The organism is Oceanobacillus damuensis, from assembly GCF_001618145.1.
In the GTDB taxonomy this organism is placed as follows: domain Bacteria; phylum Bacillota; class Bacilli; order Bacillales; family Amphibacillaceae; genus Oceanobacillus; species Oceanobacillus damuensis.
The window spans coordinates 19,854-35,168 of the sequence record NZ_LQNF01000010.1; the positions used below are offsets into that span (position 1 = coordinate 19,854).

General features: G+C 40.7%; 17 protein-coding genes. 12 read left to right on the forward strand and 5 right to left on the reverse strand.

Features of this window, described 5'->3' with window-relative positions; all coding sequences use genetic code 11:
- Window positions 1-29 precede the first annotated feature (29 nt).
- The 5 genes from A4245_RS09145 (at window position 30) to A4245_RS09160 (ending at window position 5,790) form a co-directional block, all read left to right on the forward strand.
- Window positions 30-1,505: a protein adenylyltransferase SelO gene (locus A4245_RS09145; RefSeq protein ID WP_067727424.1), complete on the forward strand. Its 1,476-nt coding sequence runs from the start codon at window positions 30-32 to the stop codon at window positions 1,503-1,505.
- A gap of 183 nt (window positions 1,506-1,688) precedes the next feature.
- A complete protein-coding gene (locus A4245_RS20085; RefSeq protein WP_157087690.1) occupies window positions 1,689-1,856 on the forward strand; it encodes a hypothetical protein in 168 nt (55 codons plus the stop codon).
- Window positions 1,857-1,892: 36 nt separating this feature from the next.
- On the forward strand, window positions 1,893-3,899 hold the full coding sequence (locus tag A4245_RS09150) for an FUSC family protein (RefSeq protein WP_234402385.1): 2,007 nt from the start codon (window positions 1,893-1,895) through the stop codon (window positions 3,897-3,899).
- Window positions 3,900-4,168: 269 nt separating this feature from the next.
- Window positions 4,169-4,723 (forward strand): uridine kinase family protein, encoded by a 555-nt coding sequence (locus A4245_RS09155; protein ID WP_067727425.1) that lies wholly within the window; start codon window positions 4,169-4,171, stop codon window positions 4,721-4,723.
- 515 nt (window positions 4,724-5,238) lie between these two features.
- Window positions 5,239-5,790, forward strand: a complete 552-nt coding sequence (locus A4245_RS09160; protein WP_067727426.1) for a sigma-70 family RNA polymerase sigma factor — start codon at window positions 5,239-5,241, stop codon at window positions 5,788-5,790.
- A gap of 365 nt (window positions 5,791-6,155) precedes the next feature.
- On the opposite strand, the gene A4245_RS09165 is transcribed toward A4245_RS09160, so the two are convergent.
- Window positions 6,156-6,644, reverse strand: coding sequence for a GNAT family N-acetyltransferase (locus A4245_RS09165; RefSeq protein ID WP_067727427.1), 489 nt, complete (start codon window positions 6,642-6,644; stop codon window positions 6,156-6,158).
- A 440-nt stretch (window positions 6,645-7,084) separates the two neighbouring features.
- On the opposite strand from A4245_RS09165, the gene A4245_RS09170 reads away from it, so the two are divergent.
- The gene (locus tag A4245_RS09170) at window positions 7,085-7,336 is read left to right on the forward strand and encodes a hypothetical protein (RefSeq protein WP_234402386.1); all 252 of its coding nucleotides are present in this window, start codon (window positions 7,085-7,087) and stop codon (window positions 7,334-7,336) included.
- 99 nt (window positions 7,337-7,435) lie between these two features.
- Window positions 7,436-7,591: a DUF1540 domain-containing protein gene (locus tag A4245_RS19675; protein ID WP_084268744.1), complete on the forward strand. Its 156-nt coding sequence runs from the start codon at window positions 7,436-7,438 to the stop codon at window positions 7,589-7,591.
- Between the two features lie 211 nt (window positions 7,592-7,802).
- Here the strand turns inward: A4245_RS19675 and A4245_RS09175 are convergent, their stop codons facing one another.
- Entirely contained in the window at window positions 7,803-8,372 is a 570-nt protein-coding gene (locus A4245_RS09175) for a biotin transporter BioY (protein WP_067727429.1), read from the reverse strand.
- A gap of 365 nt (window positions 8,373-8,737) precedes the next feature.
- Here A4245_RS09175 and A4245_RS09180 point away from each other — a divergent pair, with 365 nt between their 5' ends.
- The 4 genes from A4245_RS09180 to A4245_RS09195 all read left to right on the forward strand — a co-directional run bounded on the left by A4245_RS09180 (window position 8,738) and on the right by A4245_RS09195 (window position 12,813).
- Window positions 8,738-9,382 (forward strand): TVP38/TMEM64 family protein, encoded by a 645-nt coding sequence (locus tag A4245_RS09180; RefSeq protein WP_067727430.1) that lies wholly within the window; start codon window positions 8,738-8,740, stop codon window positions 9,380-9,382.
- A 350-nt stretch (window positions 9,383-9,732) separates the two neighbouring features.
- Window positions 9,733-10,593, forward strand: coding sequence for a 3D domain-containing protein (locus tag A4245_RS09185; protein WP_067727431.1), 861 nt, complete (start codon window positions 9,733-9,735; stop codon window positions 10,591-10,593).
- Between the two features lie 756 nt (window positions 10,594-11,349).
- Window positions 11,350-11,619 carry a MerR family transcriptional regulator gene (locus A4245_RS09190; protein WP_067727432.1) on the forward strand — a complete coding sequence of 90 codons (270 nt, stop codon included), beginning with the start codon at window positions 11,350-11,352 and terminating at the stop codon, window positions 11,617-11,619.
- A 180-nt stretch (window positions 11,620-11,799) separates the two neighbouring features.
- Window positions 11,800-12,813: a multicopper oxidase domain-containing protein gene (locus tag A4245_RS09195; protein ID WP_067727433.1), complete on the forward strand. Its 1,014-nt coding sequence runs from the start codon at window positions 11,800-11,802 to the stop codon at window positions 12,811-12,813.
- A 69-nt stretch (window positions 12,814-12,882) separates the two neighbouring features.
- Here the strand turns inward: A4245_RS09195 and A4245_RS09200 are convergent, their stop codons facing one another.
- Together A4245_RS09200 and A4245_RS09205 are read right to left on the reverse strand one after the other, a co-directional pair.
- Window positions 12,883-14,088 carry an aminotransferase gene (locus A4245_RS09200; RefSeq protein ID WP_067727434.1) on the reverse strand — a complete coding sequence of 402 codons (1,206 nt, stop codon included), beginning with the start codon at window positions 14,086-14,088 and terminating at the stop codon, window positions 12,883-12,885.
- Window positions 14,085-14,588 carry an Lrp/AsnC family transcriptional regulator gene (locus A4245_RS09205; RefSeq protein WP_067727435.1) on the reverse strand — a complete coding sequence of 168 codons (504 nt, stop codon included), beginning with the start codon at window positions 14,586-14,588 and terminating at the stop codon, window positions 14,085-14,087. Before A4245_RS09205 ends, A4245_RS09200 begins: the two co-directional genes overlap by 4 nt.
- Window positions 14,589-14,806: 218 nt before the next feature.
- Here A4245_RS09205 and A4245_RS09210 point away from each other — a divergent pair, with 218 nt between their 5' ends.
- Window positions 14,807-14,998: a hypothetical protein gene (locus A4245_RS09210; protein WP_067727436.1), complete on the forward strand. Its 192-nt coding sequence runs from the start codon at window positions 14,807-14,809 to the stop codon at window positions 14,996-14,998.
- Between the two features lie 17 nt (window positions 14,999-15,015).
- On the opposite strand, the gene A4245_RS09215 is transcribed toward A4245_RS09210, so the two are convergent.
- A complete protein-coding gene (locus A4245_RS09215; protein WP_067727437.1) occupies window positions 15,016-15,288 on the reverse strand; it encodes a YrdB family protein in 273 nt (90 codons plus the stop codon).
- Between the last annotated feature and the right edge of the window lie 27 nt (window positions 15,289-15,315).

The window sequence follows — 15,315 nt, forward strand, 5'->3', positions numbered from 1 at the left end:
TTTGACTGCTTCATCAGAAAGGGGATATTATGTCAAACAGTAAAGAAATGAAAGAAATAGGTTGGAATTTAGATAATAGTTATGCACATCTGCCGGAATTATTTTTCAATAGTCTTGCTCTGAACCCTGTACATTCACCGGAGCTGATTATTTTTAATAATGAGCTTGCAGCAGAGCTGGGGTTGGATGCCAAGGAGCTAATAAATGACAATGGCGTTGCGATTCTTGCTGGAAACAAGTCGCCAGAAGGAGCTTTTCCTATAGCACAGGCATATGCAGGTCATCAATTCGGAAATTTCACCATGCTGGGCGATGGGCGGGCATTGTTATTTGGAGAGCAAATCACTCCATATGGCGACCGGGTTGATATTCAGCTCAAAGGTTCAGGGAAAACACCTTTCTCTCGTGGGGGTGACGGGCGAGCTGCACTTGGTCCGATGCTCCGTGAATATATTATCAGTGAAGCGATGCATGGGCTTGGTATACCAACAACACGTAGTTTGGCAGTGGTGGCAACCGGTGAGGCGGTCATTCGTGAAACCGAACTGCCTGGTGCCATTCTTACCCGCGTGGCAGAGAGCCATCTACGCGTCGGAACATTTCAGTATGCTGCGAATTGGGGCAGTAAAGAGGAACTTCAGGCATTGGCTGATTATGCGGTGAAGCGTCATTACCCGGAAATGGAAATGACTCCAAATCCGTATCTGTCCCTGCTTCAGGGAGTAATCAAGCGTCAGGCGGTGCTTGTTGCACAATGGCAACTGGTTGGTTTTATCCATGGGGTGATGAATACGGACAATATGACCATTAGTGGAGAAACGATTGATTATGGCCCATGTGCTTTTATGGATAAGTATGATCCAAAAACAGTTTTCAGTTCGATTGATATTCAAGGACGCTATGCCTATGGCAATCAGCCGGGTATTGCCGGTTGGAATCTTGCTCGATTTGCTGAAACGTTAATTCCACTGCTGGATGAAGATGATGACAAGGCGCTTCAGCTTGCTCAAGATGCCGTATCACAATTTCCGGAGCTGTATCGCGCTAACTGGCTCTCGGGAATGCGGGCGAAGCTTGGTATATTTAATGAAGAGAAAGAGGATAAAGCCTTAGTGGAAGAACTCTTAAGCATCATGGAAAAATACCGTGCAGATTTTACGAATACTTTCCTTGCGTTAACTTTTGATTCACATAAGGAGTTCGAGCTGTTTGGTACTCCTGAATTTATTCAGTGGCAGGAGAAATATAAAGAGCGGTTAAGCAGGCAGGAAGAGTCGGAAGATGCATCAAAAGAAATGATGCAAAACAGCAACCCAGCGGTAATCCCCCGGAACCATCGGGTGGAAGAGGCTCTTGAAGCGGCCGTAAACGATAGAGACTACAGTGTGATGGAAAAACTTCTTGATGTTCTTGAAAATCCTTACGAACATGCAGAGGAGCAGGCAGAATACGCTAAATTGCCGGCAGAAGCAGACCGTCCTTACCAAACTTTTTGCGGAACGTGATCATACTGGGTAAACCCATTTTTTTACAGAATAATGTCCTGCACAACTTAGCTTGACTGGTTAGTATAAAGGTTTGAAAAAGATGTCAACCGTATTGAAATAACAATGCAAAACATTTTTGTTACCTTATTGAGACTGCTGACTCCAGTGTTTTAACCATGACAGCTTCGATTGAGGGGGATCATGCTTTGTTTAACCAACAAAACGAGTGAACCATTAAAGGCAATTTCACAGGTCTTACCTAATTTACTGAAGGATCTAATCATTAAACATACAAGTTATGCAGAAAATACAGAGCCTTCTCCTATCTGGTTTTTAGTTAATCAGGTGGTGGAGGTTCTTTACAATTAAAAATTGATATTAAATCTGGTATCCTTAGAGATGGTTGTGAAAATATTATTAGGTAGTCTGCAGCCAATCATCGCATCTTATTGGCATTTATACTTAGAAAGAAGTGGAAGAATGAAAGAAGCTGTAACAGGTAAAAAATCAAAATCCCCTTCGCTATTCAGACAGGCGCTAAAAGTAAACAGGAAGCCGTTTCCATGGTTAAAAGCTTTTTCAGCAGGGCTGGCTGCCGGTCTTCCGATTATCATCGGATTATTATTTGGGAATCTTGAATATGGGTTAATTGCCGGATTGGGTGGATTTACTTACTTATATGTGTTTAATATTCCTTACGCACAACGAGCTAGAAAATTAGCATTCGTTGTATTTGGGATGACCCTGGTCACCTTTTTAGGGTCAATTGCCGCACCATACCCGTTGGCTGTAGCAATATTAATGGGAATTATTGGAGCGACGGCTATTTTTGTCTTTGGTGCTTTACGGATTGCAGGTCCTTCAGCGATTTTCTTTGTACTGGTTTTTTCCATGATTACAGGAATGTCTGCAGAGGAGCCTGAACTTGCATTCTTACGTGCGGGTCTTGTCTTTCTCGGTGCGAGTCTATCATTCTTCATTGCAATGATCGGCTGGTTTTTTGATCCGCATGGACCAGAGCAGGGTGTTGTGAGAAGGGTCTATCTCGAGCTTGCGTCATTGATTGATTCCGTTGGTACAGCCAGGTTTAATGAAGCAAGACACCGTATGATGACCGTGTTGAAAGAAGCGAATGAAACCCTTGCTGCTGCACATATCCCGTGGCGAGAGACTGATTTGTTTAAAAGATTATACATCATGAATGATCATGCAAATAAAATAACGATGTATATCATTGATCATTTTTCGGATTCACAAGAATCATTACCTCCAGAATTGGGGAAAATGGTTCGACGACTTTCGGTGTCACTCGAGAAGAAAAAACATGGGGTCACCGGCGGGCACATTCTTCAGACTGGTGAAGTGGATGGTCCTGTAAGTCGATTATTTGCCAAAGTTTATGATGCGGATGCAATCATGAATGAACCGGCGGCAAAGATTGATCAATCGATTCAAATTTCCAAAATCTCTCCGAAAGTCATTTTGGGAGGTGCCTTTAACAAGAGCTCCATCATTTTTATTACAGCCATGCGTTTTGGTTTTGTAACTATCATTGCGGCTATGATCGCTTTTCAGCTGGATCTGGCCCGTTCATATTGGGTGCCTTTATCCTGTGTGGCAGTTATGTCAGGAGCTTCGATTGTAGCTACGCATCACCGGGCCATTCAGCGTGGGATCGGAACAGTTATCGGTATCGTAATCGCCAGTGTGATTCTTGCCTTGGACCCCTCGGGATATATTATTGCATTCTTTATCATGCTGCTGACATTCATTACCGAGCTGTTTATTGTGAAAAATTATGGTCTTGCTGCGCTTTTCTTCACGCCAAATGCTTTATTGATGGCTGAGAGTACTTCGGTTGGAGACTTTAGCTTTTCCTACTTTGCTTCAGCAAGAATCATCGATGTGCTCATAGGTATCGCGATCGGTCTGATTGGTGTCTGGCTGATTGGAAGAAAGTCTGCATCAAGTCGGATTCCACATTTAATTACGAAAACAATCCGTAGTCAGGCACAATTTCTAGTCGTTCTCTTCTCGAATCAAGGCGAGGATTTCCATGCACATGAAAATCCGGCGTTAAGAAAAATGCGCATCAATATTAATAACTTAGAAACGTTGTACAATGCTGCTGCAGGAGAAATTCCAGTAAATCGGAAAGCATTGGATTATTACTGGCCGGTAACCTTCACCATCGTCCAATTAGGCTATCTGCTTGAAGAATGTGCAAAAAGTGAACAACGGACGGTTCTTTCGGATCAGACACTTGCAAAGCTGCTCTATGCATGTGAAAGCATGGCAACCGCAGCTGAGCAGAAAAAAGCGCCATCTATAAAAGAAATACCTGAATTTGAGGGTTTTCCAAGTTTACAAAAAGAAATCGTCCGACTCCAGAACGTGTTGCGAATGAAATAACCATGGAGCTGACTGAAGAATCGAATATTAGCCAAAAAAGAACCGGGAGTGTTTTTCGGTTCTTTTTTGGCAGATAGGAAAGTATAAAACTTTCCTATCTGCATAAGTGCAACTAAGGCTGTCACCGAAAGGCTTGTGACAAAAGCTTGCCAACCTGAATCAAATATTTTTCTAATGGATCCATGAAAAGTTTTTAACCAGCTGGTTACGGGTATGTATGATAAACCAACTGGTAAAGGTGAAAAATATGAAGATAGGGATGTTTAACAATGAGAAAAGAAGAACAATGTATCCTGATTGGTATAGCCGGTGGTTCGGGCAGCGGAAAATCTACGTTCGCCACCAATCTGGCGGCCTCTTTTGATCGGATAAATGTAAAATTAATAGAAATGGATGATTATTTTAAAGAGGACAAGCCTAAAGTAGAGGCTCCTTTCAATGAGGAGAAATACGAGGATTATGACCAGCCGGATTCGGTTGATATTGACAGGTTAATGATTGACCTGACTAATTGGATAGCTTCGAAAAGGTATGAAGTCATTATTATAGAGGGTTTAATGGTTTTACATTTTGATGAAATCAGAGAAAAGCTCCATCTGAAATTGTTTGTTGACTGTCCATCAGATGAGAGGCTTGTCAGGAGGTTAAACAGGGATAATGACAAGCAGACATTTGACGAAATTACAAGGAAGTATCTTGATTTAGTCAGGTACCGCCATCAGCAGTTTATAGAACCAACGAAATGGTGTGCGGATTTTATCATAAATGGATCAAGACCCTCTAAACATGCACTGAGCGCGGTTTGTAAATGGGTGTTAAAATAGCTTATCAATATCAGTAGCTGCGGTAAATATGGTGGGTGTGGATAGGACGGGAGAGAGCGCCGTCAGAGCGGGAGAGCAGCCCGTCAAAACGGGAGACAGCGCCGGCATATCGGGAGGGCAACCCGTCATAGCGGGAAAGAGCGCTGGCATGTTGGGAAAGAGTCCCGACAGAGCGGAAGAGCATCCCGTCAGAACGTGAGAGAGCTTCGTCAGAGTCAGAGTGGGAGAGAATACCGTCAGAACGGGAAACAATCCTCCGGCATATTTTATTTAGAAATGCTTTCGGCAATCCACCATCTTCCATACTATGTCAAAAGTAATGGGTCAATTTTCATAAAATTTTAGATTTTTGTGGAAAATTACCTAAAAATATGGCAAAATAAGGTTGGGAAATTCAATTTTCCAACCTTATTTTGTTTAAAACTGAATTTTACTCCAAATATTCCTTTAAAAATCACGCTATGCTATAAGGATAGCTTTAAATAGATTATTAAAAATTGAATAGAAAGGGATCGATGAAGTTGACAATCTATCATAAGGTAAGCTTTGAAGAGATTTTTAATCAAAATGAAAATAGGATCTATTACCATATGCAGCATTTAGGCATTCATGATCCGCACAGGGAATTTTATATGGAAGGGCTATACGGAATGTGGCTTGCATATAAAAAACACCAGCCAGATAAAGGCCCGCTATCCACGTACTTCAATTTTTATATTCGAAATCACCTCATTGATACACTTCGCAAGAAAACAAGACAACAGCAAAATGATAAGAATCTAACAAGTGAAAAGTTAAAAATGGACCATGATGGCAATCGTTATGGAGACACAAAACTTCCGATTGCGGATTCTGCAGGGATTTCAGTAAACAATCAGATTATCTGGGAAGATGTTTTTTCTGATATGACTGAGAAACAGCAAAAATGGCTGTATTATCATATCATATTGGATATATCCCTAAAAGAAATAGCAGAAAGAGAAAGCACCAGCGTGGAAGCGGTAAAAAGCTGGGGGAAAGGGGTTAAGAAAAAGTTGAAGCGGTCAAAGGAGCATGTGTTGAGCTGAGGCAAACGCCGTACCTGTTTTCAGCAGAACATAGCAGCAGGGAAATTAAAGCTTCATAAAATGCTTGAAATGAGGAGACATAGGACAAAAGTGTTTTCTGGTTGGAAGCAGGAGATTCGCTCCATTGTAACTATAAGGTATAATCTTCTTTTTGTGTTTCGTTTGTATTATTCCTGATATAACCATTTCCTATTGTGTAAACAGAATGAACTACGGTAGAAACAGCGCTTGTCATTGCAGCGAACAATGCTGTTGTACTTTGCAGGTATTCTCCCATAAAACCTAAAGCAGCAGTTGCAAAGGTAGCACGACCAAAATTTACAAAAAGGCATGCGTATCAAATGATTTCGCATGCCTTTCATGAGTCAACTGCTCTCAAAAATCAGCTGATAATAATGGACTTCCTGCCATTCCCAAAATTTATATCCTACTTCTTTTAACGTGCCAGCATGTACAAAGCCGAAATTCTTATGTAAGTAGATGCTTGCTTCATTTCCACCCGTTATTCCACCAATTACGGTGTGGAAGTTCATTTGCTTTGCAAGTTCAAGTATTGCCTTCATCAGTTTCTTTCCAATTCCCTTGCCCTGATGATTTGGTGCGATATAGATCGATAATTCTGCTGTTTGTGCAAAAGCTGCTTTTTTGTTAAAAGGGTTTAAACAGCTGTATCCAATTACGTTCCCTTCCTCCTCAGCTACAATTAGGGGATATTTATCATCAAAACATTCCATTTGTTGCTCCAGCGTTTGTTCCTCCAGCTCAAATGTTGCTGTAAGATTGAGTATTGCATAATTATAAATGTCCAAAAGTGGCGGCAGATCGTCTATGACTGCATTTCTTATTACTATCATCCAGTGTTCCTCCTGAGTTAAGTGTCATGTAACCTATTTTACGATGTTTATTGCTTATTTGTATATAATTTTTTTTTCGCAGGTAACGGGCGGAAAATTCAATGTCTCACAAATTTGGTAAAGGAAATTTGGGTAGCAGGTATAATGGAACCTTATATCGAATTAGTTACATACAGGTCATATCCTCATATAAAGGCGATGATATTCTTGCCTCAAAAATCTCGATTATCTAACGTGTTACAGGTGGGATTATGCCATAAATGTCCGATTCTGTTAAAGGAGAAGACCCGACTGTTTCAAGCAGCATTGGGAAATTGAAAGAAAGAAAACAAAAAGAGACTGAAAAGGGAAGGGGACAAAACATCTTCATATTACCATTGCCCCTTTTTAGGAAACCAAAGGAGGCGTCTTAAATCGCAATAGGAATTGCAGCAATTTTGTTGGCAGTTATAATAATACTTGCTTTCATAGGAAGTAAAGACAGACAAGAAAAATGGAAATATATTATTTGGGGTGTTACGACGATGATAGCAATAGCCCCTCTTTCTTCGTTTATCATCGCTATTATATATGCAATATATGTAGCTGATGGGTTTGCTGGTGTAGCGGTGCTTGGTTTGCTGTTTCCTGTATTTTTCCTCGTTGGGTTAGTCGTGCTGATTATCGGTATTTACAAGGCCGTTAAAAGCTGATTTCATTTTTGTTCGCTAACCTAAAAGGCTGACAAAGAAAATATCCAAGTATCAACCTTGCGAAGTTTGTTCAAGATAACATATGAGGAGGTGTGATTCATGGCTCAAGATGTACTTTGTGAAGTCAATAACTGTGAATACTGGGGACCTGGAAACAAATGTCATGCAAAAGCGATTTATGTAGTCAGCCATAAGGGAAAACAAGCATCCAATAGTGAAGAAACTGATTGTAAAACGTTTATACCAAAAGTTTAAGGGAAATCAGGGTGACCATGCAGAAGGGTTAACCTGTTTTGCAGATAGGAAAAGAAGGAACTTTCCTATCTGCAATAATATAATCATTCAACTGACAGCATAGGCATCGATACCTGTATTTATAGGGTATATGCTTATTTCAGACGCTGTGATATTGCAACGGCCGCACGCTGTTATCATCGTATTGCCTTTTTTATTTTACCTTTAGAAATCAGGCAATTTTTTTCTTTGTATCTGTCACCAGTTTTGCCTGTATCAATCGTTGTCTGACGGTAATCCCGATCCAGCTTGCCAAGTAGGCTTTAATTAATCCGACGACAATAAATGGATATACTCCAGCTGCAATTGCCGCATTCCATCCTAAATCCAATACATATTTAAGCTGGATGGTACCGAAGATTAATGTAATGATCATCCCTGCAATATTTGCAAGAAAAGCCATTGAGATTGTGAACTTTGTTTTTTCCAAAATCAGGCCGGTGAAGTATGCTGCCGCAATGAACCCGAAAATATATCCGCCAGAAGGTCCTACAAGCACTTGTGGACCACCACTGAAGCCTGCAAAAACAGGCAGCCCCACTGCACCGATGGCAGCATAACAGGTCATTGCCAGGGCACCTTGTCGGCTGCCCAGCACCGTAGCGGCAATACCTACAGCTAACGTCTGGCCGCTTATGGGGATAAGTGGCAATGGAATTTCAACCTGAGCCAAAATTGCTGTGATTGCAGCAAAGATGGAACAGTTAAGAATAACTCTAAGTCTTTTGCTTTTTTTATTCATTGATTGATTCAGCTCCTCATTTTTTTACGTTGGTGAAGGAAATGCTTAGTATGTAATTTTCTTACTGTTTGGATTATAGAATAGATGCGTTTATATTGTCAACTAAAATTTATTTTTGGGTGACATACTATTGTGCGAAGCAATATTTTTCAGGTTGGAAGAAAACGCGTCTTATTTTGACAGACTGGAATTGAGGAGATGCGGAGAATTTTGCTTTAATTAGAAGGATTTCAAAAGAATAATTCTGGGATGTCCAACTCGACCGAAAAAGGGAATGTGATGATTTTTGTATATGAAATTGTCGTCTATTTTTTTCTTTTGGAAACACTAATTGATAAAGTTGTGTTTATATTAGGAGATCATTTATGAAAAAAGGAATCTTTATTGGAATCATTTATTTAATAATGATATATATGGCTTTTTTGTATCGGGAGCCGTTAATGGATTGGTTGGACCAGAGTGACATCTCGCAGCTTCCTTTCATGTTTTTTCTCTCTGTATTTTTTGGTGTGATTCCTGTCATTCCTTTTTCAGTGTTTGCTGGATTGATGGGAGTGAAGTATGGGATATTGCTCGGGACAGTGATTAATTTGACTGGATCGGCGGGGGCTGCTGTCATTTTTTTCATTTTCGCGCGATATTTTTTTGTGCAACAATTTCAAACCTATATAGCAAAATTCTCGAAAATAAAAAAGTTTGACTATACGATTAGCCAAAACGCATTTGTAGCTGTTTTGTTCAGTAGATTGATTCCTGTCGTACCTCCGCCTGTTGTCAATATTTATTCGGGTTTGAGTACGATGCAGTTTAAAGTGTATGCAGCTGCCACAGTAATCGGCCAAATACCCGGAATGATTGTGTATGCCTATTTGGGAAATCAGCTGTTCACTTCAACACATGCCTTTATTTTTGGTATCTCTATATATGCCGGATTCATTCTCCTGGTGCTTATTATTTACCGCTGGTGGTTTAAACGAATTCAAAGAATCCCGGGTATAGGGGGAAATTAGAGGTTTGTCATATTTTTAATTCAGAAGAGAAAGGCTTGGTTCCTTGTTATGGGCAAGAAATAAAAATAAAACGCCGAGGTTACTATGGCTATTGTCTGAAACTTCAATTCTGCGTTCCGGAAATGGGGACAATGTTTAAACAGACCCTTTTATTTTGGTACACAAAACAGGACAAGAATTCCCTGTCCATTTTATGTAGGAGGACAGGCAGATAGAACCTGCAACATTAAATATATTCAATTTTTAATATACTCATACAATTTGTAATATTACCTTAAACGAGCTGTAACCACAAATGATTTTTGCTGTGCTAACATTAAGCTTGTCAATAATAAAAGGGGGACTACATAATGAAAAAATTAGTAGCCGCATTGATAGGGTTAATCATTTTAAGTTTTGCTGTAACGTCTGTATCGGCAGCTGAATACGAAGTGCAAAAGGGAGATAACCTTTGGGAAATAGCAAATACCAATAATACATCTGTGGAATTGTTAATGGAAATAAATGATCTGAATTCTTCGTTGATTCTTCCAAAGCAGGTATTGGACATTGAAGAAATAGAACCGGAATATTACATCGTACAGGAGGGGGACACCCTTAGTCATATCAGCAGTGTTCATGGGGATGAAATATCAGTCGAGGAACTGAAAGAATGGAATGATCTGAGTTCAGACTTGATTATCATCGGACAGCAATTGATCGTTAGTGACCCTGAAGCTGACCAGCAAGCAATGAAAGTGGATGAACAAAATGATAATACGGAAGACTTGGTCCTGGAAACAGAAGAGGTAGAAACTACATCCATGAATACGGAAGAAAGTGAGTCTGTAGCGGAGGAAACTGTGGCTAATACACAGAATGTTGAGGCTGAGGAGAAAGCAGAGTCACAAGAACAGGCGTCACAAGATGTGCAACCAAAAGGGAATACATTTTCTGTTGAAGCAACTGCCTATACCGCAGGATGTACTGGATGCTCTGGTATTACGGCAACAGGGATAAACCTGAATAACGATCCGTATGCAAAAGTGGTTGCCGTCGATCCAAACGTTATTCCCCTTGGAACAAATGTTTATGTTGAAGGCTATGGGTATGCTGTAGCTGGTGACACTGGCGGGGCGATTAAAGGAAATAAGATAGATGTCCATCTTCCGACAAAGGCAGAAGCATACAGCTGGGGCAGAAGGACGGTGAGTATAACTGTTTTAGAGTAATTAGACCATGGGGTGTTTTTCAGCTATTTCGGCTGAAGAGCACCCCATGGTTTTTTTAAGAGGATAGGAAAGTATAAAATTTTGGCAGCAATTAATTCTTACACATAAACGGCCACGTCCAGCTCCAGCGCCCAGGGACTACCGAGACTTCCTTCGCCTCTGTACGATAAGTCAACATCGACTCTCTCCGTTCGTCGTGTTTCCTTTATCTCCTACGCCTCAGTCCAGTCCGCACGTCCCTAAACGGGCGCTTGCGCTTTTGTTCGGATTAGAAAAGTGTTTAACTTAGCTGCCTGCATAGTTGCAATTTATCCTGTCAGTAGAGGGTGTGGTGTCAACCGAGTTTTCTAAAAAAATAAGAAGTATCAATTTTGGCAGAATTAACGTTTACACATAAACAGTCGCGTCCAGCTCCTGTTCCTGGAAAAACGTGAATGAGCAATGGATATTCCGAGCGCGAAAACCATGCGCCTTCCAATTCTTTGTTAGCGTAGATTTTCTGAACAATCACCTCCGCTATTGTTCATCCAGCTTCAGCGACTACCCACCTCCATATCTTCCTCCCGAAAACTGCTGTCATAAGCAATTGAAACTCGTATCGCGCAAAAAAATAAGCGCTGTCCGTACTTTTATGCATCCGTTTTAGAATCAATTACTTACTTTTTACATCTTTATTTCACATCTCCTCCGATAATATCTTTTACCCTAATGTATATGGAAACACTTTACACTACGTATTAGGTGTGCAAATCGAGAGTGACGGTGAGAATAGTGCATTTAGTCAGTTTGAACGGATTGAGCCAGATTACGGGTATCCCGCAGCATATCGTTGAAAACTGGATTCATGATTTTAATTGCGATTTTCTGCAAAAGAAGCTCAATCACCGCATCTATTATGAATTGGAAGCGATTAATGTCATTAATTTCATTAAAGATTGTAAAAAAAAGCGATATGGTGAAATGAAGATTCGCACGATGCTTGCAAGCAGAACGTTCGTTTTTACAGAGGAAGAATTTTACGAATAATAATGGAAAAAATGAGTCGAAATGTACATAAATTATACATAATTGAGCTGAAAGCAGTGATTAAAATCACGTGCCTCTAGTTCGGATTAACCTATACTTGAATTAAAGATAAGAGATAATCCAGCGAGGGAGATTGAAGCTGAATCATGTTTCTTATCTAAACTTTAAGAGGTGAGGATCATGAAATTAAGTAAAAGTACTGTCGGTTTAGCCACGGGTCTGCTTTTAAGCTCATTTATCCTTTATGCCTGCAATGATAATACGGTGCAGGAACATGATTCAGTAAGTGCGGAAGAGAATGGAATCGCTGTCATTAAGCCGCATGAGGAATTAAATCAAGCTCCGGTTGCTCCAGAAATTGAGCGGGATGGGGAAGATGTTTACGTAAAGATGACATCCCAAATTACTGACATTGAAATTGCCAAGGATTACATCTACAAAGCATGGACATTTAATGGTGAGGCACCGGGGCCGGTAGTTGTTGTCAATGAAGGAGACACCATTCATTTCACACTCGATAATCTGGATCCGGCAATTCCGCACAGTATGGATTTCCACGCTGTCCATACGGCACCTGACACCGGTTTTGCAGATGTAGCACCAAATGAAGAGGGAACTTTTGTTTATAAAGCAAGCAGCCCTGGAGTGTTTATGTACCACTGTGGCACTGCCCCGGTATTATCCCATATTGCAAATGGAATGCATGGGGTGATCATTGTCAAACCTGCTGATGGTTATCCAACTGACGATGAGATTGATCGGGAATTTGTCCTTATCCAAAATGAATGGTATCAATATAATGATTTGAATGATATGACGAATGGCGTACCTTCTCAGGTGGTGTTTTCATCAAAAGCACTCCCTGGAGAAGATCAGCCGAACACAGATGGAACTGTTGGGGCATTAATAAATCAGCCGCTTAAGGTAAAGGCAGGAGAAAAAGTCCGGTTCTATCTCGCGAACATGGGTCCTAATGAGTTCTCAAGTTTTCATGTGATCGGTACAGTTATTGATGATGTCTATATTGACGGGCATCCATACAACCGCCAAAAAGGAATGCAGACTGTAGGATTGCCGGCAAGCGGCGGGGCAGTTGTGGAATTCACACTGAAAGAAGCAGGGCAGTACAAATTTGTAACCCATCAGTTTAACCACGTGGAAAAAGGAGCGGTTGGAAAGATTATTGTTGACTAGGCTGGTATTAAATTGTTCGACTCATTCCGACAAAAACCGGGAAGTGACAGGCACCATAGTGCCTGTCACTTATTTGGCTTTTTCTAATTTTTGGTTTTGCTTCGTTTCAATTGTCTTTAAGAACCGTTCGATTCGATTCATTGCTTCCTGTAATTGCTCAATGGATGTAGCATAAGAACACCTTATATAACCTTCGCCTGATTCTCCGAATGCATTGCCCGGTACGACTGCCACTTTTTCCTGTTGCAGCAGTTCTGAAGCGAACTGTTCGGAAGTAAGGCCGGTTTTTTTAATCGACGGAAAAACATAAAATGCTCCACCTGGTGTATGACATTCCAAACCGATTCTATTGAGTGACTGAACTGTGAAATTTCTTCTTCTCCAGTAATTTAGTTTCATTTTTTCGACTTGGTCAGAGCTATTGCGCAGTGCTTCGATTGCACCGATCTGGAGCATATATGGTGCACACATCGTTGTATATTGATATATTTTGACCATGGCACTAATGATCTCACTTGGAGCTGCTAAAAATCCTAGACGCCAGCCTGTCATTGCAAATCCCTTGGAGAAGCCGTTTATCAATATGGTCCTTTCATACATTCCTGGCAGTGATGCAAAGCTCGTATATTCCTGATCATAGGCGAGCTCCGCGTAAATCTCATCTGAAACGACGAGCAAATCATGTTCTTTTACAACGCGTGCAATTTCATTCAGCTCCTCCTTATTTAAGCATGTGCCTGTCGGGTTATTAGGTGAACAGAGCAAAATTGCTTTTGTCTTATCGGTGATGGCTGCTTCCATTTGCTCAGGTGTAACTTTAAATCCATTTTCTTCTTTGGTGGCAATACGTACTGGTACGCCACCTGCCAATGTTACAAGTGAAGCGTAGGAAACAAAAGCCGGTTCAATGACCAGTACCTCATCTCCAGGGTTCAATATTGCGCGAAATGCCAAATCCAGTGATTGACTGGCGCCGACTGTAACAATCACCTGATCTTCAGCACGATAGTTAACATGGAATTTTCTTTTCAGGTAGGAAGTGATTTCCTCGCGCAGCTCAAGTAATCCTGCATTGGCGGTATATGACGTATAGCCATCCTGTAATGCTTCGATGGCAACTTCACGAATATTCCACGGGGTAATAAAATCCGGTTCTCCGACTCCAAGGGAAATCACGCCTTCCATGCTTGCAGCCAAATCGAAAAACTTTCGTATTCCGGATGGTTCAAGGTCGTTTGCTGTTTTGGAAAGATAATTTTGGTAGTTCATATTCATGGGGATATCACCATTCTGCGGTCTTTGTCATTGTTCCCTTCAATAATGACGCCATCATGCTTATATTTTTTTAATTTAAAGTGAGTTGTTGTGGATACCACGTATTCGATCGTTGCCAGTTTATTGGACACAAACAACGCAATTTCTTTCATTGTTTTTCCCTCAATGGTCACTGATAAATCATATGTACCGGACATTAGATACAGTGAGGTAACTTCCGGGTAACGGTAAATCTGTTCCGCCACTTCATCAAAGCCAACATTGCGCTGTGGCGTTACTTTTACATCAATCATTGCTACGATTGTTTCTTTCCCTTCAATTTTGTTCCAGTCGATGAGTGTAGGATAGCTTACAATGATATTTTCATCTTCCATTTTCTTAATAAGCTTCTGTACGTCATCTTTCTTCATATCCAACTGCATCGCAATGGATTCAGTGGATAAGCCATGACTTTCGTCCAGTATTGCTAAGATATTTAATTCTTCGTTTGTTAGTTTCATCACAATCCGCCTTCCATTGCTTCCGATTTGTTATTTGAATCCTATTTATCAAATTAACAGTGCAATGCAGAAATTATATCACTTTAAAAAATAATGGACAATAAACAACGGATATGTTCTTGTTATTTTTCGACAAATAATGACAAAAACCGGGGAGTGACAGGCACTGCATTTGTTTTTTATTTATATTTGGGTTATAAAGGAAGAGGGTGATTTTTATGATGGTTTCAATAATTCTTGTAATTATATTATGTATTATTGGTGGTATTTTAACCTGGAGGGAAGCCGGGAAGAGTGACGAGGATTATGACAAGTCATCCAAAAGGAATGTCACTCGGCTCACATGGATCTACATAATAACAATCGGAATATCGTTGCTGGCACTAGCTTTATATATTTATAATCTTTAAATGGCTGTCACTGCCCACTATAAGCTTTTTCGCATGGTCATGCCGCTGTATAGTGCGGCGGCTGCCAGCGCAAATAGAGCAATTTTTATAATCGTTCTGATTGGCACTTCGAGTCGATGCGGAGCGTTTGGGGAAATGAACGCACCCCAAAATAGCGCAGCAAGTAATGGGGTGCCAATTCCGAACAGAAAGCCTGCAAGTCTGCTTTTGCCCATGCCAAATCCCCAGTATGCAAAGGCTGCAAGGGATGCAACCTCCATTAAAAACAAGAAAGCATATACCAAGATCATTCCGAATCAAATCCCTTCTTTTTTGCG

Bases quoted from the DNA above. Each gene is read 5' to 3' on its own strand.
- A4245_RS09145 (WP_067727424.1), top strand. From the start codon at position 30: ATGTCAAACAGTAAAGAAATGAAAGAAATAGGTTGGAATTTAGATAAT.
- A4245_RS20085 (WP_157087690.1), top strand. From the start codon at position 1,689: ATGCTTTGTTTAACCAACAAAACGAGTGAACCATTAAAGGCAATTTCA.
- A4245_RS09155 (WP_067727425.1), top strand. From the start codon at position 4,169: ATGAGAAAAGAAGAACAATGTATCCTGATTGGTATAGCCGGTGGTTCG.
- A4245_RS09160 (WP_067727426.1), top strand. From the start codon at position 5,239: ATGAAGTTGACAATCTATCATAAGGTAAGCTTTGAAGAGATTTTTAAT.
- A4245_RS09165 (WP_067727427.1), bottom strand. From the start codon at position 6,644: ATGATAGTAATAAGAAATGCAGTCATAGACGATCTGCCGCCACTTTTG.
- A4245_RS19675 (WP_084268744.1), top strand. From the start codon at position 7,436: ATGGCTCAAGATGTACTTTGTGAAGTCAATAACTGTGAATACTGGGGA.
- A4245_RS09175 (WP_067727429.1), bottom strand. From the start codon at position 8,372: ATGAATAAAAAAAGCAAAAGACTTAGAGTTATTCTTAACTGTTCCATC.
- A4245_RS09180 (WP_067727430.1), top strand. From the start codon at position 8,738: ATGAAAAAAGGAATCTTTATTGGAATCATTTATTTAATAATGATATAT.
- A4245_RS09185 (WP_067727431.1), top strand. From the start codon at position 9,733: ATGAAAAAATTAGTAGCCGCATTGATAGGGTTAATCATTTTAAGTTTT.
- A4245_RS09195 (WP_067727433.1), top strand. From the start codon at position 11,800: ATGAAATTAAGTAAAAGTACTGTCGGTTTAGCCACGGGTCTGCTTTTA.
- A4245_RS09200 (WP_067727434.1), bottom strand. From the start codon at position 14,088: ATGAATATGAACTACCAAAATTATCTTTCCAAAACAGCAAACGACCTT.
- A4245_RS09205 (WP_067727435.1), bottom strand. From the start codon at position 14,588: ATGAAACTAACAAACGAAGAATTAAATATCTTAGCAATACTGGACGAA.
- A4245_RS09210 (WP_067727436.1), top strand. From the start codon at position 14,807: ATGATGGTTTCAATAATTCTTGTAATTATATTATGTATTATTGGTGGT.
- A4245_RS09215 (WP_067727437.1), bottom strand. From the start codon at position 15,288: ATGATCTTGGTATATGCTTTCTTGTTTTTAATGGAGGTTGCATCCCTT.